General features: G+C 32.7%; 22 protein-coding genes. All 22 read left to right on the top strand.

All coding sequences use genetic code 11. The features are described 5' to 3' along the window. Positions 1-2 precede the first annotated feature (2 nt). The 22 genes from HSACCH_RS06235 (at position 3) to ylxM (ending at position 25,130) form a co-directional block, all read left to right on the top strand. Positions 3-884, top strand: coding sequence for a polyprenyl synthetase family protein (locus HSACCH_RS06235; protein ID WP_005488668.1), 882 nt, complete (start codon positions 3-5; stop codon positions 882-884). 631 nt (positions 885-1,515) lie between these two features. Then, positions 1,516-2,073 (top strand): hypothetical protein, encoded by a 558-nt coding sequence (locus HSACCH_RS06230; RefSeq protein ID WP_005488667.1) that lies wholly within the window; start codon positions 1,516-1,518, stop codon positions 2,071-2,073. Continuing rightward, complete coding sequence (gene dxs / locus HSACCH_RS06225) at positions 2,073-4,004, top strand: 1-deoxy-D-xylulose-5-phosphate synthase (RefSeq protein WP_005488666.1); 1,932 nt, start codon at positions 2,073-2,075, stop codon at positions 4,002-4,004. Before HSACCH_RS06230 ends, dxs begins: the two co-directional genes overlap by 1 nt. Continuing rightward, complete coding sequence (locus HSACCH_RS06220) at positions 3,983-4,807, top strand: TlyA family RNA methyltransferase (protein WP_005488665.1); 825 nt, start codon at positions 3,983-3,985, stop codon at positions 4,805-4,807. Before dxs ends, HSACCH_RS06220 begins: the two co-directional genes overlap by 22 nt. 2 nt (positions 4,808-4,809) lie before the next feature. Next, positions 4,810-5,664 carry an NAD(+)/NADH kinase gene (locus HSACCH_RS06215; protein WP_005488664.1) on the top strand — a complete coding sequence of 285 codons (855 nt, stop codon included), beginning with the start codon at positions 4,810-4,812 and terminating at the stop codon, positions 5,662-5,664. A 17-nt stretch (positions 5,665-5,681) separates the two neighbouring features. Then, positions 5,682-7,361 carry a DNA repair protein RecN gene (gene recN / locus HSACCH_RS06210; protein WP_005488663.1) on the top strand — a complete coding sequence of 560 codons (1,680 nt, stop codon included), beginning with the start codon at positions 5,682-5,684 and terminating at the stop codon, positions 7,359-7,361. An 81-nt stretch (positions 7,362-7,442) separates the two neighbouring features. Further along, positions 7,443-8,234, top strand: a complete 792-nt coding sequence (spo0A, locus tag HSACCH_RS06205; protein WP_005488656.1) for a sporulation transcription factor Spo0A — start codon at positions 7,443-7,445, stop codon at positions 8,232-8,234. A 13-nt stretch (positions 8,235-8,247) separates the two neighbouring features. Next, on the top strand, positions 8,248-8,781 hold the full coding sequence (locus HSACCH_RS06200) for an NUDIX domain-containing protein (protein WP_005488653.1): 534 nt from the start codon (positions 8,248-8,250) through the stop codon (positions 8,779-8,781). Beyond that, positions 8,781-9,962 (top strand): endonuclease Q family protein, encoded by a 1,182-nt coding sequence (locus HSACCH_RS06195; RefSeq protein WP_005488652.1) that lies wholly within the window; start codon positions 8,781-8,783, stop codon positions 9,960-9,962. Before HSACCH_RS06200 ends, HSACCH_RS06195 begins: the two co-directional genes overlap by 1 nt. Positions 9,963-9,998: 36 nt before the next feature. Further along, on the top strand, positions 9,999-11,102 hold the full coding sequence (locus HSACCH_RS06190) for an aminopeptidase (protein WP_005488651.1): 1,104 nt from the start codon (positions 9,999-10,001) through the stop codon (positions 11,100-11,102). 105 nt (positions 11,103-11,207) lie between these two features. Next, positions 11,208-12,020, top strand: a complete 813-nt coding sequence (locus HSACCH_RS06185; RefSeq protein ID WP_005488650.1) for a purine-nucleoside phosphorylase — start codon at positions 11,208-11,210, stop codon at positions 12,018-12,020. 14 nt (positions 12,021-12,034) lie between these two features. Further along, a complete protein-coding gene (locus HSACCH_RS06180; RefSeq protein ID WP_005488649.1) occupies positions 12,035-13,339 on the top strand; it encodes a pyrimidine-nucleoside phosphorylase in 1,305 nt (434 codons plus the stop codon). A 21-nt stretch (positions 13,340-13,360) separates the two neighbouring features. Continuing rightward, positions 13,361-14,689, top strand: a complete 1,329-nt coding sequence (locus HSACCH_RS06175) for a nicotinate phosphoribosyltransferase (RefSeq protein WP_005488644.1) — start codon at positions 13,361-13,363, stop codon at positions 14,687-14,689. Positions 14,690-14,772: 83 nt separating this feature from the next. Next, complete coding sequence (locus HSACCH_RS06170) at positions 14,773-16,404, top strand: tRNA nucleotidyltransferase/poly(A) polymerase family protein (RefSeq protein WP_005488641.1); 1,632 nt, start codon at positions 14,773-14,775, stop codon at positions 16,402-16,404. A 29-nt stretch (positions 16,405-16,433) separates the two neighbouring features. Next, positions 16,434-17,075: a site-2 protease family protein gene (locus HSACCH_RS06165; protein WP_005488640.1), complete on the top strand. Its 642-nt coding sequence runs from the start codon at positions 16,434-16,436 to the stop codon at positions 17,073-17,075. A gap of 17 nt (positions 17,076-17,092) precedes the next feature. After that, positions 17,093-17,821, top strand: coding sequence for a segregation and condensation protein A (locus HSACCH_RS06160; protein WP_005488638.1), 729 nt, complete (start codon positions 17,093-17,095; stop codon positions 17,819-17,821). 56 nt (positions 17,822-17,877) lie between these two features. Beyond that, positions 17,878-18,567: an SMC-Scp complex subunit ScpB gene (gene scpB / locus HSACCH_RS06155; RefSeq protein WP_005488637.1), complete on the top strand. Its 690-nt coding sequence runs from the start codon at positions 17,878-17,880 to the stop codon at positions 18,565-18,567. Positions 18,568-18,618: 51 nt separating this feature from the next. Then, a complete protein-coding gene (locus tag HSACCH_RS06150; RefSeq protein WP_005488636.1) occupies positions 18,619-19,329 on the top strand; it encodes a pseudouridine synthase in 711 nt (236 codons plus the stop codon). A gap of 151 nt (positions 19,330-19,480) precedes the next feature. Then, the gene (locus HSACCH_RS06145; RefSeq protein WP_005488635.1) at positions 19,481-19,741 is read left to right on the top strand and encodes a stage V sporulation protein S; all 261 of its coding nucleotides are present in this window, start codon (positions 19,481-19,483) and stop codon (positions 19,739-19,741) included. Between the two features lie 61 nt (positions 19,742-19,802). Further along, positions 19,803-23,420 carry a chromosome segregation protein SMC gene (gene smc, locus HSACCH_RS06140; protein WP_152415992.1) on the top strand — a complete coding sequence of 1,206 codons (3,618 nt, stop codon included), beginning with the start codon at positions 19,803-19,805 and terminating at the stop codon, positions 23,418-23,420. After that, entirely contained in the window at positions 23,421-24,344 is a 924-nt protein-coding gene (gene ftsY / locus HSACCH_RS06135; protein WP_005488633.1) for a signal recognition particle-docking protein FtsY, read from the top strand. It abuts the gene before it with no gap. 441 nt (positions 24,345-24,785) lie between these two features. Next, on the top strand, positions 24,786-25,130 hold the full coding sequence (ylxM, locus tag HSACCH_RS06130) for a YlxM family DNA-binding protein (RefSeq protein ID WP_005488632.1): 345 nt from the start codon (positions 24,786-24,788) through the stop codon (positions 25,128-25,130). The last annotated feature ends 5 nt before the right edge of the window (positions 25,131-25,135 follow it).

The raw sequence follows: 25,135 nt of genomic DNA, 5'->3' as shown, positions 1-25,135 counted from the left end.
TTTTGCGGGAAATAAAAAATATTTTAAAAACCAAAGCTGAAGAAGTAGAAACAAATTTAGAAAAATTGATGAATTTAAAAGAGGAGACTGCTCCCCGCTTGACTGAGGCTATGAAATACACCTTACTTTCAGGTGGAAAAAGAATACGCCCAGTTTTATCATTAATGACAGCTGAATTATTAGATGGAAATTATGAGGCTGCTTTAAAAGCTGGTTCTGCTTTAGAGATGATTCATAGTTATTCTTTAATTCATGATGATCTGCCTGCAATGGATGATGATCAACTGAGACGGGGGAAAAAAACTAATCATCTCGTTTTTGGAGAAGCAGAAGCAATTTTAGCTGGGGATGCTCTATTAACTTATGCTTTCGAGGTGTTATCAGAATTAGAGCTTGATCCTGCTGCTAAAATTAAAATAATTGCCAATACTGCTAAATATTCAGGTCAGCAGGGAATGGTAGGGGGGCAGATTTTAGATTTAGAAGGAGAAAATAAAAAATTATCTTTAGCTGAAATGCAGAAAGTACATAAAGCTAAAACAGGTGCTTTAATTAAAGCAGCTGTCTTAAATGGTGTTTACTGTTCAGATTATAGTGAAAAAGAAGAGCAAGCACTGTTAGCCTATGCTGAAAATATAGGTGTCTTATTCCAAATTGTTGATGATCTGCTTGATTTAACCGGTGAAACAGAAAAAATGGGTAAAGTTGTTGGTCGCGATGAAGAATTAAATAAGTCGACTTATCCTAAATTATTAGGTCTTAATGCTGCTCGAGCAGCAGCTCAAGAACATGCTGATCAGGCTAAAACAGAATTAAATATTTTTGGAGATAAAGCAGAAGATTTAAAGGCGCTTGTTGATTATATTTTAAAGAGACAGCATTAATTGAAGGGTATAAACAAATATGTTATAATTAGTTAAAATGCAGATGGTGCAGTATTCTAGTCAGCATACTATCTTTGAAGGCGGGCCTAAAAATCCGTCAACGGGCATATCGATGAAGTTCTTTGTAATGGCTGCTGACGCCCAGTCGGGGGCCGTTGCAGAGAGATAAGGGTTTGGGGCGATCCACAATGGCATGTGGGCGTTGACCCCTTTCCCGCGGAGGCCTGGTCGAGTTATATAATACATAGCAAGGCCAGGTTCACCTGTTTTAACCTCAAGGTTAAACAGTGTAGCCTGCTTTGAAGTGGTACTGGAGACAGTAGCAAAACATAGACGCTTGGATCCAGCTCTATGTTGAACCTGCTGGAAACTTGTACTGCAAAAGAAGCTAGAAGATAGTTTAAATGCTGTAAAGGAAAACTTCTAGACTGTCCTGAGGGATATAATAGGGATTAAAGTGTGTTCTTAGTGGCAATCCAGCTCTGTAACGGGAGACCCTACAGCAGGAATTTAAAGAGAAATCTCCCAGATGGTGACAGATGGGAATTCCTGGGGAAAACCTGCTGGACCTATGACACAGCATTTATCTATTATATTACCATCTGTTATTTTTAAATAGAGGTGAAAATTATTGGATAATTTAAAGAGCAGTATTATTATTGCTATAATGACTTTTTTTATTGCGGTAAGTGTCTCATCAGTTTCGCAGACACAGGTTCGTTTTGTACCTTTACCGATGGCAGTAATAATACTGTTAATTATTATAATTGTAGGAGTTTTATCGGACATGGTTGGTGTGGCAGCAACAGTTGCCCGAACAGAGCCTTTTAATGCTAAGGCAGCTAAAAAAATATTTGGTGCTAAAATTTCTCTTTATCTAGCTAAAAATGGAGATAAAGTAGCGAGCTTAATGTGTGATATTGTTGGAGATATCTGTGGTACTATAAGTGGTGCAATTAGTGCAGTGATTGCTATTGATTTAATAAATTATTATGGATTTTCTAATTTTTGGACTAATTTAATAATTATTGGCCTAGCTTCAGCTCTCACAGTTGGTGGGAAAGCATTTTTCAAACACTACGGCATGAAAAAATCAACAAATATTATATTTTTAGTTGGTAAGTTTATAGCATTTTTTCATCTTATTTATGACAAAATCTATGCTTTTTTAAAAAAGAGGTGGAATTAATGAACAATTATTTATCTGGTATAAATGGAATTGATGATTTAAAACGTTTAAAAGCTTCACAACTTGATGATCTGGCCTCTGAGATTAGGGAGTTTCTATTAGAAAACATTTCTAAAACAGGGGGGCATTTAGCTTCAAATTTAGGGACGGTTGAATTAACAATTGCTCTCCATCATTATTTGAACTCTCCTACAGATAAAATCATTTGGGATGTTGGGCATCAGGCATATACACATAAAATCTTAACCGGTCGCAAAAATTGTTTTGCAAATTTGAGGCAGAAAGATGGGATAAGTGGTTATCCTAAATGTGCAGAATCTCCCCACGATATAATTGGAGCTGGACACAGCAGTACCTCAATTTCGGCTGCAGTAGGACTTTCTTTGGCCCGGGAAAACTTAGATCAAATGGGTGATATTTATGCAGTTATTGGAGACGGTGCTCTAACCGGTGGTATGGCATTTGAAGCTTTAAACCATGCCGGTCATATTGGAGCAGATATCAATGTGATTTTAAATGATAACGAAATGTCAATTTCTAATAATGTAGGCGCTATTTCTAATTATTTATCTACTTTAAGAAATGATCCTACCTTAAAAAAAGTTAAGGAAGATATTGAGTTTTTAATTAATAAAATTCCCAAAATAGGAAAAACAGTTACAAATACTGTAGATAGAGTGAAAAATGCCTTGAAATATAGTTTTATTCAGGGAGTTCTTTTTGAAGAATTTGGTTTTAATTATCTAGGACCAATTAATGGACATAATATTATAGAATTGATGAAACATTTTAAACAGGCAGAAGCAATAGAAGGGCCTGTGCTTTTACATGTTGTAACAAAAAAAGGAAAGGGCTATCCACCGGCTGAAAATAATCCGGATAAATTTCACGGTGTGGGAGCTTTTAACATTAAAGATGGAAGTTCTAAAAAATCTAAATCCAAAGCCAGCTACAGTCAAATTTTTGGTGAAACCTTAAGCAGAATGGCGGCAGCTGATGAAAAAATTGCAGGTATAACAGCAGCAATGCCCTCCGGTACTGGTATGGAGATTTTTGCTAAGGCACATCCCGAGCGTTATTATGATGTTGGGATAGCTGAACAGCATGCTATTACTATGAGTACTGGTCTCGCTAGAGGTGGAATGAAACCAGTTGCGGCAATTTATTCTACTTTTCTGCAGCGGGGTTATGATCAGGTAATCCACGATGCTGCTTTACAAAATATTGATCTAACAATAGCAGTAGATCGGGCAGGAATTGTAGGTAATGATGGCGAAACTCATCAGGGATTGTTTGATTATTCATTTTTACGACCGGTACCCAATTTGGTGATGATGGCAGCTAAGGATGCCGAACAAATGCAGCAGATGCTTTATACTGCTGTAAATTATCAAGGCCCAGCAGTACTCCGTTATCCAAGAGGAGCCGCTGCCGGGGAATATGTTCCTCGTAATGTCAGTGATCTAAAAGAAATAGAGATTGGAAAAGCAGAAGAGTTAATAGAAATTGAGACAGATATGGATTTAACAATTTTAACTGTAGGCTCAACTGTTTTACCAGCACAAAAAGCAGCTGAAGTATTAAATAATAATGGCTATAAAACTGCAGTAGTTGATGCTAGATTTATTAAGCCGTTAGATGAAGAAATCATTATAAAAGCTCTTAAAAATTCTAAAAATATAATTACAGCTGAAGAGCAGGTTCTAGCAGGAGGTTTTTCATCTGCAGTATTAGAGCTGGCTGCAGATCGAGGAGTTGCTATCAATAAGATTAAAAGAATTGGTATTGGGGATGAATTTGTTACTCATGGCGGTATGGATCAGATGAAAAAAGAATATCAGCTTGATGCCAGGGGTATTTTAGAAAATGCACTTTCTTTGCTTTCAAAAGCAGAGGAGGTTAATGAATTATGGCCAGAAAAAAAAGATTAGATATTGTAGTAACTGAGAGATCTATGTTTAAAAGTCGTTCTCGAGCCAAAAGAGCAATCATGGCTGGTTTAGTTTTTGTCAATGGCCAAAGAGAAGATAAAGCTGGAACTCAAATTGATCCAGAAGCAGAGATTGAATTTAGAGGAGATAAAAATCCTTATGTCAGCCGGGGAGGCTTTAAACTTGAGAAAGCTATAAAAGTATTTGATATTAATCCTTCGGGAAAAGAAGTAATAGATATTGGAGCCTCGACAGGTGGTTTTACGGACTGCCTGCTCCAGTATGGAGCTGAAAAAGTATATGCTATAGATGTTGGTTATGGTCAGCTTGCCTGGAAATTAAGGCAGGACGAGCGAGTTGAGGTTCTAGAGCGCTGTAATTTTCGTCATTTAGAAAAAAATGAATTAAATGTAGAAGTACCTTTAATTGTAACAGATGTTTCTTTTATTTCTTTGCGATTAATAGTACCGGGTGTGAAAAAGTTTTTAGAGAAAAATGGTGATTTTATAGCTTTAATTAAACCACAATTTGAAGCTGGAAGAGAAAGAGTCGGTAAAAATGGTGTAATTAAAGATCCTGCTGTACATCAGGATGTACTAAATAGTTTAAGTGATTTTTTCCTGAAAGAAGGGTTGGAGCTATTAGCACTTGATTATTCTCCAATAACAGGTGCTTCAAGTAAAAATATAGAGTTTTTAATACATTTAAAATATACAGATCAAAAAGTAGGTTTAAAAAAAGACCAATGGGAAAATAAGATTACTGAAGTTTTAGAATCTGCTCATTCAGAGTTGGGGGGATAAAGATGGATAAAGCTGCTTTAATAGTAAATTTAGATAAAAAGGAAGCTTTTACTGTAGCTGAAAGAGCTATCGAATGGTTTGAAGCAAGAGACAAAGAATATTTAATAGAAAAACAGGCTGCTTTTCAACTTTCTAAAAGTGAAAGAGGAGCAGATTATCAAAAAATAAAAAATGATGCTGATTATATAATTATAATAGGTGGTGATGGAACTTTCTTACATAGTTCTCATCATTTTATTGGCAGTGATATCCCTCTCTTAGGTATCAATGTTGGTCATCTGGGCTTTTTAACTGATGTTGAAACTGAAGAATTAACAAAAGCCTTAGAAATGATTGATAGTAACAATTATAATATAGAAAAAAGAATGATGCTGCAGGTTTCTCATTATCGAAATAATGAGAAAATAACTAGTAATTATGCTTTAAATGATTATGTAATTAATCGCTCTCCAGACACTCATATGCTTAAAATTAAATTATTTATAAATAAGGAACTGGTAAATAATTTTAGAGGTGATGGCCTTATTATTTCCACTCCAACTGGTTCAACCGCATATTCCTTATCTGCCGGGGGACCAATAATTAATCCTCATCAGATTCAGGCTATTTTAATAACACCTATTTGTCCTCATAATCTCCATTTGAGGCCGATGGTTATTTCAGATCAAGAGAATATTAGAATTAAAGTCGACAGTGATGGTCGCTCTGTTAAAGGCTGTGCTGATGGCAGACAGCAAAATGAAATTGTTCCCGGAGATGAAATCTATATAAGTGGTGCTGATAAAGAGTTATCAATAATTAAATTACCAGATAGGACCTTTTATACTATTGTCAAAGAAAAAATGAATCTTGCCTAACTACAGGGGGAAAACTTATGCTCAGTGATTTACAGGTCAAAAATTTTGCGCTGATAAATAAGGTTAATATAAATTTTAAAAAAGGTTTAAATATTTTAAGTGGAGAAACTGGTGCAGGAAAATCAATAATTATTGGTGCTTTAGATTTATTATTGGGAGCCCGTGCTAATACTGATGTAATTCGAAGCGGTAAAAAAGCTGCCTATATATCTGCTTTTTTTCAACCTGATGAGCTTAAAATAATTAATAATATTTTAAAAGAAGCTGGGATTGAGGAAGAAGAAAATGGAATTTTAATTGCGCGTGAAATTCGAGAAAACGGACGCAATCGGACTTTAATTAATGGTCAGCTTTCTACTTTGAAAATTGTTAAAAAAATTAGCCGTTATTTAATTGATATCCATGGTCAGCATGAACATCAACTTCTTTTAGATCAGAGTTCACATTTAATGATTTTAGATGCTTTTATAGGTCAAGAAATTAAGCCCCTAAAAACAGAGATAAAAGATCTTTATCAAAAATTAACTGTTATTAGAAATGAGTTATCAGAAATAGAAATTGATGATTCTCAAAGAGCTAGAGAATTAGATATTATTAATTTTCAAATCGATGAGATAGAAGAAGCTGCTCTTAAAGAAGGAGAGTACGAAGAATTAAAAGAAGAATATGAGACACTATCACATGGTGAAGAAATTTATAAAGTTGTGTCAGAACTTATGAATACTCTCAGTGGTGATGATTACAAGGAAAAAGGAATAATGGAACGCTTAGCAGTTTTAAAAAATAAATTTTTAGAGATTGAAGAGTATAATAATAAATTAAAAGAATTAAATAAAAAGTTTACTGATATCTATTTCAGTTTAGAAGAATTTATTTTTGATCTAGGTGATTTTGAAAGCTCCTTTGATTATGATGAAGAACAAATTGCTATTATCAGTGATAGGCTTGATTTAATTAATACTCTGCTCAAAAAGTATGGAGAAGATGTAGAAGATGTTCTTAACTATTTGGAGGAATTATATCAAAAAAGAGATAAATTAGAAAATATTGAAGAAAAAATTGCCTCTTTAAAGCAAAAAAACGAAAAATTAAAAGCTGAATTAACACAAAAATCAGAAGAATTGTCGAGACTCAGGAAAAAATATGCTAAAAAACTTGAAGTCAATTTAAAAGAAGAGCTTAAAGATTTAGCAATGGAAGATGTCAGGTTTAAAGTTGATTTTGATAAAAAAGATATTTCAGCTGATGGAACTGACCGGATAGAATTTTTGATTTCTCCGAATAGAGGTGAAGATTTAAAATCTCTAGCAAAAATAGCTTCTGGGGGGGAGTTATCAAGGATAATGCTTTCTTTAAAAACAATTACGGCAGCTATTGATCAGGTAGATACTTTAATTTTTGATGAAGTTGATAGCGGGGTTGGTGGTAAAACAGCAGCCAAAATGGCAGCAAAATTAAGTCAAATTGCTGCTGAGAGGCAGATTGTTTGTATTACCCACCTGCCACAACTGGCAAGTGCAGCCAATCATCACTTTTTAATAAAAAAAGTAAAGGGGGAAAATAGAACCTTTACTAAGATTAATGCTCTAAATAAAGAAGAGAGAGTTGAAGAAATTGCTAGAATGATTGGTGGAGCTACAATTACTGATAAAACTTTGGCTCATGCTGAGGAGATGGTTATGCTGGCCAAAAATTAATCAAATTTCTATCTTAACTTTGGGAATCAAATTCACATATATTAAATGATGAATTTTTTAATTAACTTAGGGGGAATAAATGTGAGTGACTCTGTTGATATTTTATTGGTTGATGATAACGAAGAATTTTGTCAGCTTTTAGCTGAGTTTTTCGAAATAAATAACGGTTTTAATGTAGTCGAAGTTTTAAATAATGGATTGCAGGTAGTAGAGTATCTAGAAGAAAATGATCAGCCTGATTTATTAATTCTAGATATAATTATGCCTCATCTTGATGGAATAGGTGTTTTAGAAGAATTAAATTCTAGGAATTTAATACAGGACATGAAAATTATTGCTTTAACTGCACTAGGTCATGATAAAATAATGAAGAATATTTTTGAATTGGGAGCTCATTATTATATTATGAAGCCTTTTGATTTAGATAAATTAGTAGATAGAATAAATTTATTAATGAATTCGGAATCTGAAGAGCCCAGTCAAGATATATATTTAAAAAATATAAAAATGGAAACTGAAGAAGAAAATTTTACTCCTTATATAACAGATATAATCCATGAATTAGGAGTGCCAGCTCATATAAAAGGTTACCGTTATATACGTCATGCAGTGGAACTTGTAATTAAAGATATGGATTTATTAGGAGCTGTAACTAAGGAATTGTACCCTCAAGTTTCAGAAAAATTTGATTCAACTCCAAGTCGGGTTGAAAGAGCAATCAGACATGCAATTGATGTAGCTTGGAAGCGGGGAAATCAGAAAGCTTTAAAAAAATATTTTAAAAATAATTTAAATGATAATTCCAAGCCAACTAATTCGCAATTTATTGCCAGAATAGCAGATGAAATAATGGTAGAATTAAAAGTTTCATAAATGGAGGCTTATAATGGAAATTAAGAAAGAAAAGAAGATTACAGGTAAAACAATATATAATGGAAATATTTTAAGACTTTTTAGGGATGAAGTTGAATTCCCTAATCAGCATAAATCTGCCAGAGAAGTAGTTGAACACAGCGGTGGAGTTTCAGTGCTTGCAGAAAATGAAGCAGGAAATATTCTTTTAATTAAACAATATAGATATCCAGTTGATGAAATTATTTATGAAATTCCTGCTGGTAAATTAGAAATTGGTGAAAAAATAGAGGAATGTGCCAGTAGAGAATTGAGAGAAGAAACTGGATACAGTGCTAAAAAATTTAGTAAATTATTTGAGTTTTATCCTACTCCTGGTTACAGTACAGAAAAAATATATATTTATCAAGCAGAAAATTTAGAATTTGTAGGTAGAGATTTAGAAGAAGGAGAATATATAGAAGTTGTACCAAAAAGCAAAGCAGAATTAAAAGAACTATTTAAAGCTGGTAAAATTAAAGACAGCAAAACATTAATTGCAGTGATGTATTATCTTGGTGATTTTTAATGTTAAAAAAGTTTTTTGCAGACTTACATATTCATATTGGAGGAGGCGGTGATGGTAGTCCTGTTAAAATTACTGCTTCTCGAAAATTAAATTTCCCAAATATTTTAAAGGAAGCAGCCTTCAAAAAAGGTCTGGATATCATTGGAATAATTGATTGTGCTTCGCCTGTAGTTTTAAAAGATATAGATAAAATGTTAGCTGAGGGGAAGATGAGAGAGTTAGATGAAGGTGGAATACTTTATTCTGATCAGCTCTTAATTTTACCCGGAGCAGAAATAGAAAGTAGAGAAAAAAATGGAGGCCAGGTTCATTATTTGTCTTTCTTTCCGAAAATAAGGCAAATCAAAGAATTTAGTACTACTATGGATAATTACATTACTAATATAACTTTAAGCTCACAGGCTGCAAGTTTAACTGGTAAAGAATTACTAAAAATTGTAGATTATCATGGTGGGATAATGATCCCAGCTCATATTTTTACTCCTCATAAAAGTTTTTATGGGCGAGCCTTTAAAACTTATTCAGAAATATTTTCTCCTGCAGAATGGGAGATGATTCCGGCAATAGAATTAGGGTTGAGTGCAGATACAAACATGGCAGATTTAATGCCTGAATTAAGTGATAAGACATTTTTAAGTAATTCTGATGCTCATTCATTACCTAAAATTGCTAGAGAATATAATATCATGGAATTAGAAGGGTTAAATTTTAATTCAGTTTTTAAAGCTTTAAAAAGAAAATCAGGTAGGATTAAAAAAAATTATGGCTTAAATCCTGAATTGGGTAAATATCACCGTTCACACTGTGAAAATTGTGATAGTACTTTTGAAGTTGAAAAAGCAGTGCTTAAATGTCCTAAATGCGGCTCAGATAAAGTAATAGTTGGCGTTAAAGACAGGATTTTAGAAATTGCAGAAAACAAAGCTCCTGAGCATCCAGTCCACAGGCCGGAATATATTTATCAGGTACCATTACTTGATATTCCAGGGATTGGCAAAAAGACAGCTGCTAAATTATTTAAAAATTGTGGTACAGAAATGGATATAATTCATAATTTAACTGCGGCAGAATTAGAAAAATGTATGAGCAGTAGAATTTTAAAAAAAATAAAAAAAGCCCGTCAGCAGGACTTTAGTTTTCAAGCTGGTGGTGGCGGTACTTATGGTAAGGTGATTTTCTAAAATATTTTTTAAATAAATAGAGAAAGAAGGTTAATAATGGCAGATTCTATATTAAATAAATATGCAGAACTTCTAGTTAATTATTCTCTAGAAATAAAAAAAGATGATCAAGTTTTAATTCAAGGAGAAGATGTAAGTAAAGATTTAATTAAGGAAATATATAAAGAAGTATTAAAAAATGGAGGACATCCACTGGTAATCACTAAATTTGATGAACAGGAAGAATTATTCTATAAATATGCTTCTGAGGATCAGTTAAATTATAGTGCACCATTTACTAAATATCTAATGGAAAATGTTGATGCCTCTCTAAAAATATTGGGACATAATAACACTAAAAATTTGGCTGGTGTTGACCCCGAAAAGATTAAAAAACGCTCTATTGCCCAAAAAGAAATTAGCGAGATTTTAATGAATAGAGCAGCAGAAGGTAGTTTAAACTGGAATATATGTCAGTTTCCTACCCATGCCGATGCTCAGGAAGCAGGTATGTCACTTAGTGATTACAAAGAATTTGTTTATCAGGCCTGTCATTTAAATAAAGAAGACCCAGTAGCTTACTGGGAGAACTTTGGTGAAGAATTAGAAAGAATAGCAGCAATTTTGAATAAAAAAGATGAGCTGCATTTTATATCTGAAGACACAGATTTAAAAGTCAAGGTTGGTGGCAGAACCTGGGTTGCTGATAAAGGTAAAGAAAATTATCCAGGTGGTGAAGTTTTTACTGGTCCGATTGAAGATAGTGTGGAAGGTAAAATTAGATTTTCTTTCCCTGGAATTTATAGTGGAAAAGAAATTGAGGATATTAGATTAGAATTTGAAAATGGTAAAGTAGTTAATGCTTCTGCAGCTAAAGGAGAAGAACTTCTTCATTCACTTTTAGATACAGATGAAGGCTCTCGCTATGTTGGAGAAGTTGCAGTTGGCTGTAATAAAGGAATTACAGAATTCACTCGGAATATGTTATTTGATGAAAAAATAGGAGGAACCATTCATTTAGCCTTAGGCCGCAGTTATCCTGAAACAGGTGGCAAAAATATTTCAACTATTCATTGGGATATGCTCTGTGATATGAAAAATGGTGGAGAAATTTATGCTGATGATCAATTGATCTATCGTGATGGTGAATTTATAATTTAGTTTCGTTTTGAATAATTATTTCTAAGCAGAGCAAAAATTCAATCCAAAACAACTTTTAAGAAAGACTAAAATTTCTAATAAAAACACTTATGGAGGTTTTAAATTATGATTAGAGATATTAAAAATAATGCTAAAATTATTGCTGAACAGCTTGATTATACGCCAGAGGTGGGACTTATCTTGGGTTCTGGACTCGGGGTAATGGCTGAAGAAATTGAAAATCCAGTTCATATAGAATATAGTGAACTTAAAAACTTCCCGATTTCTACAGTTGAAGGTCATGCTGGTAGATTTGTAATTGGTGAACTAGAGGGCAAAAAGGTTATAGCAATGCAGGGTAGAACTCACTATTATGAAGGCTATTCTATGCAGGAACTTGTTATGCCGGTTAGAATAATGAAAGAAGTAGGAATTGAAAAATTAATTTTAACAAATGCAGCGGGTGGAGTTAACGAAGAGTTCAGTGCCGGTGAATTTATGATTATTTCTGATCATATTAATTTAATGGGAGATAATCCTTTAATTGGTGAAAATTTAGCTGAATTTGGTCCCCGTTTCCCAGATATGTCAGAAGCATATAATAAAGAATTAATTGAAGTAGTTGAAGATGTGGCTAGAAAAAATGGTATTCTGACTAGAAAAGGCATTTATGCAGCTGAATCAGGTCCAAGTTATGAAACACCTGCTGAAATTAAATATTTAAGAACAATAGGTGCTGATGCTGTTGGAATGTCTACAGTACCTGAAGTAATTGCAGCAAATCATATGGGCTTAGGTATTATTGGAGTTTCCTGTATTACAAATATGGCAGCAGGAATCTTACCACAGCCTCTTAATCACAATGAAGTTGTAGAAATTGCTGAAAAAGTTAGACCTGATTTTATTAAATTAATGCGAGGTATTATTAAAAATATCTAGTTGGAGGGTTTAAGATGCGTGCATATGATATTATATATAAAAAAAGAGAAGGTCAAAAATTAAACAAAGAAGAATTAGAGTTTTTAATTAAAGGTTATGTTAATGGAGAAATTCCTGATTATCAAATTTCAGCCTGGGCAATGGCAGTATTTTTCCAGGGGATGGATGCAGCAGAAACTGCAAAGCTGACTATGCTGATGGCTGAATCAGGTGATATGATTGATTTAAGCCCTATTCAGGGAGTTAAGGTTGATAAACACAGCACTGGTGGGGTTGGAGATACTACTACTTTAATTTTAGCGCCATTAGTTGCTTCAGCTGGAATTCCAGTTGCTAAGATGTCTGGGCGAGGTCTTGGACATACTGGAGGTACAATAGATAAACTAGAATCGATACCTAATTTTAATACATCGTTAAGCAGAGATAAATTTTTCGATAATGTAAATCAGCACGGAGTTGCAGTCGTTGGTCAGACTGGCAATTTAACTCCTGCAGATAAAAAGCTATATGCTTTGAGGGATGTAACAGCAACAGTCGAATCTATTCCTCTAATTGCCAGCAGTATTATGAGTAAAAAACTAGCTGGTGGAGCTGATGCCATTGTGCTTGATGTTAAAACAGGTAATGGTGCTTTTATGAAAGAATTTGATGATGCAAAAAAATTAGCAGAGGCGATGGTTGCTATTGGTAAAAAAGTTGGTAGAGATACAGCAGCTTATATTACTGATATGAATCAACCTTTGGGTAATGCAGTCGGCAATGCGCTTGAAGTTAAAGAAGCTATTAAAACACTTAGGGGAGAAGGACCTGAAGATTTGACTGAACTTTGTATAGAACTTGGTTCAGCTATGCTTCAACTTTCAGGTAAAATAAAAGATTTAGAAGAGGGCAGAAATATTTTAAAAGAAAATTTAAAAAATGGAAAGGCTTTAGCCAAATTTTCTGAGATGATTAGGGCTCAGGGAGGAAATGCTGAAGTAGTTGATGATTTATCATTACTGCCAACTGCAGCTGATACAGTTGAAGTAAAAGCAGAAAAAGATGGTTATATTTCTGAAATAAAAGCATTGGATGTAGGTCTAGCTGCAATGATTTTAGGTGCTGGCAGAGAAAATAAAGAATCTGAAATTGACCTCGCTGTTGGCTTAGAACTGAAAAAGAAAACAGCTGATCCAGTCAGTAAAGGTGAGCCTTTAGCAGTGCTCCATTACAATGACAGTAAAAACCTTAAAGATGCAAAAAAGAAACTGTTAGAAGCTTTTACAATTACTGACGAAAAGAAAAAGAAAAATGAATTAATATATGAAATAATTAAATAAGAAAATTTTTGAGGTGAGGTTATGACAATTTTTAATGGTGAGCGTCTGGAAACAGAATTATTTCAACTAGATCGAGAAAGAATGGCAGATGGTTGGTATTCAGATGTTTATTTTAGAAATATAGCGCGTATTTTAACTAAATTATCTGAAGAAGATTATAAGTTTCAGGGCCAGGATATCGGTAATATAGAAGTTGAGATGCAGATTTTTCCAAGGCGCCAGCCATTTTGTATTTTAGGTGGTATAGATGAGGCACTTTCTATTTTAAAAACTGCTGTCGGCTATAAAGATCAAGATGGCAATTTTGTTAATACTTCTTCCAGTCTAGAAATTGAAGCTTGTCATGATGGAGAAAAAGCATATTATAAAGGTAATCCTCATAATGTTGATCCGGTAATAAAAATTAGGGGACGTTATCGAGATTTTTCAATACTTGAAACTCCAATCTTAGGATCTTTAACTGAGGCTTCTAGAATTGCTACTAATGTTTATCAGGTTATGGTAGCTGCAAGAGGAAAAGATATTTTATTTTTTCCAGCTAGATTTACTCATTATAAATCCCAAGCAATGCATGGGTATGCCTATTCTTTAGGAGTAAATGCCTATAATAATGAATATGGCACTAATACTCAACGCTATATTTCAACTGATGAACAGGGAGCCTGGTGGGGTGGAAAAGGTGGCGGAACTATCAGTCATTCTTATGTAGCTTCATTTTTAGGAGATACTGCTGAATCAATGCTGCAGTTTTGCCGTTTGATGCCGCTTGATGTAAATAGAATTGCTCTGGTAGATTTTGATAATGATTGTGTTAAAACAAGTCTTAACGTTTTAAAAACAATGTTTGATAAATATATTGAGCTCTTAAGTTCTGGTCAGGAAAAAGAGGCTAAAAAATATAAGTTATTTGGAGTTAGACCTGACAACTCTTCTGATTTAAGAGATGAAAGTGTTGAGCCGCTTGGCAAAAAAGAACTTGATAATGGTGTTAATGCTAGATTAATATTTAATATGCGCAAAGCACTTGATAATGCTTATAAAGATTGGGATTTAAGACCAGAAAATTTTGAGCTTGCAAAAAAATTCTGTCAGGATGTAAAAATCATCGCAACTGGTGGTTTTAATCCTGAAAAAATTGATCGTTTTGAATCATCCCAGGTACCTGTTGATATTTACGGTGTGGGCAGTTGGCTTTTATCTAATTGTTCCTGTGCTGGGACTAAGAATGATTTTACTGGAGATGTTGTTAGGGTTAAAGTTGATGGAGAATGGATTGATCTGGCTAAGGTTGGTCGTTCAGCTGCTGATAATCCTAAATTAAAAGAAATAGATTTAAGTGAGATAAGTTAGAGGAACTGATTTAAGATAGTTTAATTAATTTTATAATTCAGGCTGTCTCTATTGAGGCAGTCTTTTAAAGTGGTGAATAGCATATGAAAAACAAAAATAATTTATTAGAAAAGCTTTTAGATTCAATGGCAGAAGAATACTATAGCTATAATAACAAAATCATTAAAGTTAATAATTTAAAAGAAGTTAAATTCAAAAAAGTAGCTGCTAATGTTGATGAGTCAGATTATAGATTTTATAAAAAAAATCAATATTTAATTGATCAGGATAATATTTATTTTAATAAAGAAAGTGTTAATTTGTTAAAATACAAAATCCAATTTCTTGGAAAAATAAAATCTGGAGATCATAATGTTCCCTATATTGATAATCAAAAATATAAAAGTTTGAGCATTGACTTGGATAAAGGACTTGATCTCTTAAAAAAATATAGACAAAACAATCATAATCAGGCATCCTTTTTGCATTATAAATCTAATTTGTTGAATGAACTTCCTCCAGAAAGAAGAGAACTTCTTTTAGATCTAGCCGCAGAAGCGGCAAAATTGGGATATAATCTTTATTTAGTCGGAGGCCAGGTTAGAGATTTATTAATTGATCTGCCCTTAAATAAGGATTTAGACATTTTATTAGATGGAGATTTAAAGAAATTTTTTGATCATCTGGCCCAAAAATATGATTATGAATATGATTATAATAATAAATTTTCTACAGGTTTTTTACACAACAAGTATGGCTATTCAATTGATATTGCCAGCTGTAGAGAGGAAAAATATCACTTTCCGGGAGCTTTACCTCTTGTTGAAAAAGCTGATCTTTTTTCCGATTTATTCAGAAGAGACTTTACAATCAATACTTTAGTTATTGATTTACACCCTGATCGAAAAGGAATACTTTATGATTTTTTTGGTGGTCTAAATGATCTAAAAAATAGAATTCTTAAAGTTCTCCATAATTATAGTTTTAGAGATGATCCTTTAAGAATTTTAAGGGGTATTCGTTTTCAAACTTTAAAAGAGTTTAGGTTAAGTGCGGAAACAGTTGAATTGAGCCGCAAATCACTTAAAAATTATGACTATCATAAGCTTGCTATAGAAAGGGTTTTTACTGAGCTTTCGTATTTATTTAAGGCACATAAAGATATTTCGCAATTTTCTTCTATTTTATTAAATCAGATTCCTGTTTTAAAATTAGTTAAAGATGATTTTAAATTTAATCCAAATCGAGATGCTGACTTTTTAAAAGGGGAAAAACTTTTAGCCATCAGTAGAGAAAAGGAGATTGATGTTAATCATTTTCTTGTAAGATTAATAAATTTGTTTTATAATAGTGAAGAAAGCTTAATAAATTTATGGCCATTATCCACTATAGAAAAAAAGACTTTTATTAAAAAAAGATGGGAGGATATTTCTACCTCGATTTTAGAGATTAAGGATCCAGCTTTAAGATACAGAAATCTGGAATCTTATCAGGTAGAAGAACTGCTGTTTTTTATAATTAATAATTTTGAACAGGATTATGTAGAGGAAATTTTTGAACATTTACGTTTAAGAAAAGAACTGAAAATCCCTGTTTCAGGACATGATTTATTAGAACTTGGTCTAAAGCAGGGACCAGAAATAAAAGAATATTTATTGGAAATTAGAGATCAAATTTTAAGAAAAAATATATCTAATCGGCAAGAGGCATTAGAATATTTAAGAAAAATTATTTAGTTTATTTGTCTTTGATAAGAGGTGAAATAATGAATACAATATACGAATTATTATTACTAATACCAGTACTGTTATTTTCTTTATCACTACATGAATTTATGCATGGCTATGTTTCATATAGATTAGGAGATCCAACCCCTAAATCTCAGGGTAGGTTAACCTTAAATCCCCTTGCTCATTTGGATTTGATGGGCAGTTTAGTCTTGGTTTTAACCAGACGTTTTGGTTGGGCAAAACCGGTACCGATTAATCCGAACTATTATAATAACCCGCGGCAGGGAATGATGTTGGTTAGTCTTGCAGGGCCTGGCGCTAATTTTTTTCTAGCCGCCTTATTTGCACTTATAGCAAGGGTAATAGTCTTTTTTAGTTCTTCAACTTTATATCAGCTGCAGATGGCTGGTTATGGCAGTTTAGTTCAGACCATCTTTGTTTTCTTTCAGCTGGCAGTTATTATTAATTTAAGTTTAGGTTTTTTCAATCTTTTACCTGTTCCACCATTAGATGGATCTAAGATATTAATGGGGGTATTACCACCTAAATTTGATAAATATATCCGTAAACTTGAAGGGCCTTACGGGATGATTTTATTATTATTACTGGCCTATACGGGTATTTTATGGAGTATTATCGGACCCCTGGTAAACACTGTGTATGGCCTATTACTATAGGAGGAAGAGGTTGAGTTATGGACTATAAACTTGTGCTTGATGATTTTGAAGGACCACTGGAACTTCTATATAAGCTGGTTAAAAAAAATGAAATTAATATTTCAGAGCTTTCACTTGCCAGAATTACCGATCAGTATCTTAATTATCTTGATCAAATGAGGGAATTTGATATTGATCTGGCTAGTGAATTTTTAATTATTGCAGCTGAGCTAATTGAAATAAAAATAAAAGCACTGCTGCCTGCTGAAGCTGAAGCTGAAGAAACAGAAAGTGAGCATGAATTAATTACTCGCTTAAGAGAATATGAATTATTTAAAAATATTGCTGAACTATTAAAAGAATGGGAAGCAGAAGCCGGCAGCCGTTATCAAGCTCAGGTTGATTTAGAAGAATTAATGCCAGAGATGCTTCAGGTTGACTTAGAAATTTCTGCTTCTGAACTTCATGAGATGGTAGTTAAGGCCATTACTGCTGAAAAAGAAGAGGAAACAGAAGTGCTTCAAAACCCGAAACTGGAATATCTCAAAGAAGAAAAATTTAATATTGGTAATAAAATTAGAGATATTTTAAAAGATATCAGACAGGTTAATCAAGAAATATCATTTTTCAAGTTGATTAAAGAAGAAAATAACCAACTAGAAATAGTAGTAAGTTTATTAGCTTTATTAGAGTTAATGAAAAGAAAAAGAATTAAGGTAGTCCAGGATAATAATTTTTCAGATATCAGAATCAGTATGCAAAGGTGATCAAAGTTAAAGTCTGCTAGCAAACCTTGTGGGCTTGCCCCGAGGAGGGTCAATTAATGAGCGAGGATAATATAAGTTATCTAAGTAATAAAAGAAGAGAAAAAGAAAAGCAAATTCTTGATAATTTGGGGTTTGAAGATTTAAAGCCAAAAGATATTGCCTTAGTTGAGGCACTTATTTTTAGCAGCAAAAAGAGACTGCCCCACAAAGTTATTAAAGAAATAACTTCTTTTTCTGAAGAAAAATTAGAAAGAATTATTATTTATTTAGAACAAAAATATCAGAGCATTGAATTTGGCATCCAGTTAAAAGAATATAATAACAGCTATTTATTCCAGACAAAAAAAGAATTTGCTGCTGAAATTGAGCAGTTATTTGACATCACAAAAGTTTCTTCTCTTTCCACTGCCTCTATGGAAACACTGGCTATTATTGCTTATAGACAGCCTGTTACCCGCTCAGAAATAGAAGCAATTAGAGGAGTTAGTGTCGAGAGAACTCTCAAAACTTTAAGTAAATATGAACTGATAGAAGAAGTGGGCAGAAAAGAAACTATTGGTAATCCAATTATTTATGGAACTACAGGTCAGTTTTTGGAATATCTAGATATTGAAGACTTAAATGAATTACCGGAGATTGAAAGAGTAGAAAAATTATTTGCTGAAGAAATTGAGGAAGCTGCAGAAAAAGCTGCAGCGGAAGAAATACAACCAGAGAAAAAAGAAGATACAAGTCAAGATGATTGATTAATAAAATCTAAGCATATTAAAATATTATTATAATTTTGGGGTGAAATAATGGAGAGACTGCAGAAAGTTATGGCCCATGCAGGGGTTGCTTCTCGCAGAAAATCAGAAGAAATTATAGCAGAGGGAAGAGTTAAGGTTAATGGAGAAATTGTTACAGAAATGGGATTTAAAGTAGACCCAGAGCAGGACGAAATTGTTGTTGATGGTGAGCTTATTAGTGAAGAAAAGAAAAGGTATATTTTATTAAATAAACCTGAAGGCTATATTACAACTGTTTCTGATCCAGAAGGTCGGCCAACAGTAATGGATTTAATACCAGATTTAAAACAGAGATTATATCCGGCTGGTAGACTTGACTATGATAGTTCAGGTCTCTTAATTATGACTAACGATGGTGATTTAACCTATAAGTTGACTCATCCAAAAAAAGAAGTTGATAAAAAATATAGAGTTTTGGCAGATGGTGAATTAAGCCGAGAAGATTTTGAAAAATTTGAAGCGGGTATGGTTATTGATGGTCAAAAAACAGCTCCAGCTGAAATATCTAATGTTAACTACAGAGATTACCAGACAGAATTTGATGTGGTTATTCATGAAGGTAGAAATAGACAGGTTAGAAGAATGTGTAAAATAGCCGGTTTCCCAGTAGCTTCACTTAAGAGAATAGCCTTTGCATTTTTGACACTTGAAGGAGTTAAAGAAGGAGATTTTAGATATTTAAGTGATCAAGAAGTAAATAAATTAAAAAATATAAGTTAATTTAAGTGATAAAGAAGGAAAAATACCTTTAATCAAGAAATAAATAATTAGCTGTTTAAATATTCTCAAGGTTATTTACATAACCTTTAAGATTCTCCACCTATTTTAGAAAAAAATATTAATATTATTTTAAGGGGGAGTTAAACTATTTATGGAAGAATTAAAGGTATCATCAAAATCAGATCCAAAAGCTGTTGCCGGTGCTTTAGCAGCAGTTGTTAGAGAAGAAAAAAAAGTAGAACTACAGGCAGTTGGGGCTGGGGCAGTTAATCAAACTATCAAAGCAATTGCAATTTCAAGGGGCTATGTGGCTCCAAACGGAATGGATTTAATAATGATTCCTGCATTTACTGAAATTGAAATCGATGGAGAAGAACGAACAGCTATAAAATTTTTAGTAGAGCCGAGATAAATCACGAGCTTTTAAAACCTATCCGTGAGGGTAGGTTTTTAACTGTAAATCAGTCTAAAGTGTGAGGTTGGTGGTTAATATTTTTTTAAAAAAAATTAGGTTGAAAGGTTTTAAATCTTTTGCCAATAAAACAGATATAGAAATTGAAGAAAATATTACTGCTGTAGTAGGTCCAAATGGCAGTGGTAAGAGCAATATTGTTGATGCTATTCGTTGGGTTTTAGGTGAACAGAGTGCCAAAAATCTTCGCGGCAGCAGAATGTCAGATATTATATTTTCTGGAAGTGAAGAATTAAATTCCAAAAATAAGGCCAGTGTAACTTTGTTTTTTGATAATTCAAATGGGGATTTGCCGGTTGAAGGCAAGGAATTAACTTTAGGGCGCCAGGTAGAGGATGATGGACGCAGTGACTATTTAATTAATGGTGCTTCCTGCCGTCTAAAAGATATTGAGATGCTTTTAATGGACAGTGGTCTTGGAAGTGATGGTTATTCAATAGTTGGTCAGGGAAGAATTGACTCTATAATTAAATCTAAGCCGGATAAGATGCGACTCTTTTTTGAAGAGGCTGCCGGGATTATGAAACATAAATCTCGTAAAGAAGAGGCAGAAAAAAGGCTGGAAAATACAAACACTGATTTAAATCGAATTCATGATATAGTAGATGAATTAGAAAAAAGACATGACCCCTTAGAAAAAGCAGCAGAAAAAGCAAAAAAATATAAGGGATACAAAGATGAACTTTCAGATTTAGAAATTAGTTTGTTAAATAAGCAGTGGAAAGAACATTCAAAAGAATTTGAAAAGATTAGTCAAAAAAGAGAAACTTCTCAGAAAAAATTAACTGAAAAAGAAAGCAGATATAATGCTTTATCATATAAACTTGATAATTCTAAAGATAAATTGAAAGACTTAAAAAATGAAAAAGAAGAAGTTAGTAATGAGTATTTTCAGAATCAAAATAAAGTAAATGAGATTAATAATAATTTAAATGTAATGGAAGAAAGAAAAAACAATTACATAGAAAATAAAGAAAATTTAAAGCATAAAATTACTAAACTAAAAAAAGAGCGTAAACTGCAGGAAAAAGAAGTTAAAAAAGCTAAAGAAAATTTTGAAATCATTAACTCTGATCAAGAAAATGTAAAAAAAGAAATTAATAATTTAAAAAATAAAATAAATAGCAGTAGAGAAAAAATAGATAAGATTAAGCGTCAAATCGAAACTAAAGAAAATAAGATCAAGATTAAAAAAGAAGAAATCCAAACTGAAAATTCAGCCCTTGAGAGGTTAAAAGAAAGAGTTGATATTTCTAATGATCGACTTCAGGAAATATCAGAATCTCAAGCTGAAATTGATTCAAAAATAGAGAATAAAAAAGCTAAAGCAGATCACATAAGAGACGAACTATCTGCTATTAGAAAAGAAATTGAAAGAACAGAAAAATCATTAAACAAACTAACTCAAACAATAAAAAATGACACAAAAGCTTTAGAAAATGGTAAAGATGAGCTTTTAAAATGCAAAGAAGATTTTCAGCATTATAATTCTCGCCTGCAGTTGATGGAAGAAATGCAGGACAGTTATGAAGGTTATTATAATGGTGTGCGCAGTATTTTAGAAAAAAGAGATCAGTTTAGCGGTTTAATTGACGTAGTTGCAGAAATAGTCTCTGTAAAAGCTGAATATGAGCAGGCAATAGAAACTGCCTTAGGGGCCAAGATGCAGAATATCATTGTCGAAGATGATCAGACTGCTCGTAATGCCGTGCAGTATTTAAAGAAAAACAACAGAGGTCGTGCTACCTTTTTGCCCTTAAATATGGTTAATGGTTCTCGGCTTGGTGATCGCTATTTGAATAAATTAGCTGAACAGGAAGGCTTTATCGGTCTGGCTGTTGACTTAGTTGATTTTCCAGAGCGTTTAGAAAATATATTTAATTTTCTTTTGGGACAGATTGTAGTTAGTGACACTCTCGACCATGCAGTTAAGATAGCTAAAAATATTAAAAGAAGTTTTAGGATTGTTACTGCAGAAGGAGATGTTGTTTATCCAGGTGGAGCAATCTCTGGCGGCAGCAGCTCCAGCAACAGCCGTGACTTAATTGGACGCAGTCGTAAAATAGAAGAGCTCAAAAAGAAGAAGAAAAAATTGCAGCAAAAAGGTAAATCACTTGTTAAAAAATTAGAAAATGATAAAAAAGAACTTGATCAAAAACAGGATAAATTAGAAACTTTAAAATCTGAACTTCAGTCCTTAAAAATGGATGAGAATAATATAATTTATCGTAAAAATAGGATTGAAGAAAATTTAAATGAATTAAAAGAGGATAAAGGTAAAAGACAGGATAGTTTTTCTGACTTGGACAATAATTTAAAAGATAATCAAAATACAATTGCTGCTAAAGAAGAAAAAATTAAAGACTTAAAGGCTGAAATCGAAAATTTAAATATTGAAATCAATGATCTGCGGGCAGCTTTAAATATTAAAGAAGAAAATTTAGCAGAAATTGAACCTCAATTAAAAGAACTAGAATTAGATGGAGCTAGAATTTCTGAAAAAAGGAATAATGCGCAGGAAAAATTAAGCGAGAAAAAAAGAATTTTAGAATTAAAAAATAAAGAAATTAATACTCGCAAAAAAGAGATAGAAGAGATACAAAGCGATTTAGAAAAAATAGCTGATCGTAAAGTTAAACTGCAGCAGAAGAAAAAAGAACTTGCAGCCGAAGGTCAAGATCTAAAGCAAAAAAAAGAAGAACTAACTTTAAAAGTTAAAGATTTAGAAAAAGAAGTTGAGCTAAAAGAAAAAGAATCAAAAGAACTACAGCAGGAGCTAAATAAAATTAAAGATAACTTTCATCAGCTTGATTTAAAATATACAAAGTTGGATGATAAATTGACGAATATTAACTCCATATTGCTGGAAGATTATAATCTAGAGCCAGCTCAAATTGATGAAAATAATTTAATAGAAATCAGCGATGAGGAAGAAGCTGAAGTTGAAACAAAAATTAAGGAATTAAAAAATAAAATGGAAAAATTACATCCGATTAATGAGGCAGCTGTGGAAGAATTTGCTGAGTTAAAGGATAGATTAGATTATTTACATGAGCAGCAGGATGATTTAAAACATGCCAGAAATTCAATTGAATTAGTAATTTCTGATATAGAAGAGTCAATGGAAAAAATGTTTGCTAAAACTTTTTATCAGGTCAAAGAAGAGTTTTCTAAAGTTTTTAAATCTTTATTTCAGGGAGGAAAGGCTGAACTGGAATTAACAGATCCGGAAGAACTTTTAACCACCGGTGTAGAAATTCATGCTCAACCTCCTGGTAAAAGTTTAAAAAGTCTATCACTGCTTTCTGGTGGTGAGAGAGCTTTAACAGCAATTGCCTTAATTTTTGCTTTCATTCAGGTTAAGCCCAGTCCTTTTTATGTCTTAGATGAAATTGATGCGCCCCTGGATGATGTTAATATTGTTCGATTTGCCAGTTTTATTAAAAAATATGCAAAAGTAGCTCAGTTTATTATTATAACTCACCGCCGTTATATGATGACAGAGGTTGATTCGTTATATGGTGTAACTATGGAAAAATCAGGTGTATCACGTTTAGTATCTTTAAAATTGGATCAGGCGGAAGAATTTAATGATAATTATATCAAGGAGGCTTTATAAGTGGGATTTTTACAGAGATTAAAAGATGGACTCAAAAAAACAAAAGAAGGTTTTGTAAATAGGGTAACTAATATTTTTACCGGCAGAAGTAATATTGATGATGAATTATTTGAAGAATTAGAAGAAGTATTAATCCAGGCAGATGTTGGTGTTAAAACTACTTTTGCTTTAATTGAAAAATTAAAAGAAGATGTTAAGGAAGAAGAGATCAATGAACCAGAAGAATTAATGGGATATTTTCAGAAAGAATTGAAAAGCATGCTGCAGAATGATGAAGGTGGTTTTAACTTTGATAAAGAACTTAATATTATCATGGTTGTAGGTGTTAATGGAGCTGGAAAAACAACTACAATTGCTAAAATTGCTGGCCGTTACAAAGAACAGGGTAAGAAAGTTATGCTGGCAGCTGGTGATACTTTCAGAGCGGGAGCCATTGAGCAGCTGCAGATTTGGGGAGACCGTCTGGGAGTTAATGTTATTGCGCAGCAGGAAGGTTCAGATGCAGCAGCAGTAGCATACGATGCAGTTCAATCAGCTAGAGCCAAAGATGTTGATCTTTTAATTGTAGATACTGCTGGTCGTCTGCATACTCAGACAAACCTAATGGAAGAACTAAAAAAAGTAAAAAGAGTAATTGATAGAGAAGCAGGGGAGATAAATGCAGAAGTAGAGGTACTTTTAGTTTTAGATGCTACAACAGGTCAAAATGCAATTTCTCAGGCGAAACTTTTCAATGAAGCAGTAGATGTTGATGGGGTTGCTCTAACTAAACTGGATGGTACTGCCAAAGGTGGTATTGTAATTGCTGTTAAAAATGAACTACAGATTCCGATAAAATTAATTGGTGTTGGCGAAGCAGCAGAAGACTTACAAAACTTTGATCCAGACGAATTTATTGAAGCACTTTTTAGCAGCGAAGAATAATTTAGTCGTTGGTTAGGCTAGCTGCAGATTTTTTGTTAATCTAGATATTAATAAAGAGAGTTTTGCAAGCTTAAAATTTCAAAACTTGATCTTGTTTTATTGATATGGAAAAGATTGAGTCCTGATAAATATAATAGATCTGACTTATTAGCTATTTCTAATAGAACTTAATGAGTAAACATAATTAAACTGCTTCTGTAAACACGATGTTTACAGCTGACTGCAGTGCAGGAGGCACTGATCAGGAGGGTAAAGCAGTTTAATTTGTTTATGAATTTTAGTTCTTTTTAAAAGTTAATTTGGAAAGATATTATATTTATCAGGGCTCAATCTTAACTGATTAAAAATTTAAGGATGTTTTGAAATTTTAGCTTGACAAAAGCTCCAAAATATCATATACTATCATCTGTGTTAAGTAAATTAACTTTACAGGTGATTTTATTGCTAAAGAAAACAATTAAAATAACAATGTTATTTGATTTTTATGGGTCGCTGCTGACAGAAAAGCAGCAAAATATTATTAATAGTTACTTCTATAATGATTTATCCCTTTCGGAAATAGCTGACAATATCGGTATTAGTCGACAGGGTGTTTATGATCATTTACATAGAAGTGAGGAAAATTTAGAAGACTATGAGGCAAAGTTGGGATTATTGAAAAAGTATAATAGAATCAGAAAAAATATAAATGATTTAGAAGATATGATGACTGCTAAAGGTATATTAGCTGAAGACCAGAATCAAGATTTGCGCAAAAAACTAGAATCGATTAAATCGATCCTCTAGAGGGG

Origin of the sequence: Halanaerobium saccharolyticum subsp. saccharolyticum DSM 6643, assembly GCF_000350165.1 — a bacterium.
GTDB classification, from domain to species: domain Bacteria; phylum Bacillota; class Halanaerobiia; order Halanaerobiales; family Halanaerobiaceae; genus Halanaerobium; species Halanaerobium saccharolyticum.
The sequence above is the reverse complement of the archived record's forward strand: the minus strand, read 5'-3'. Positions and strand labels throughout refer to the sequence as shown.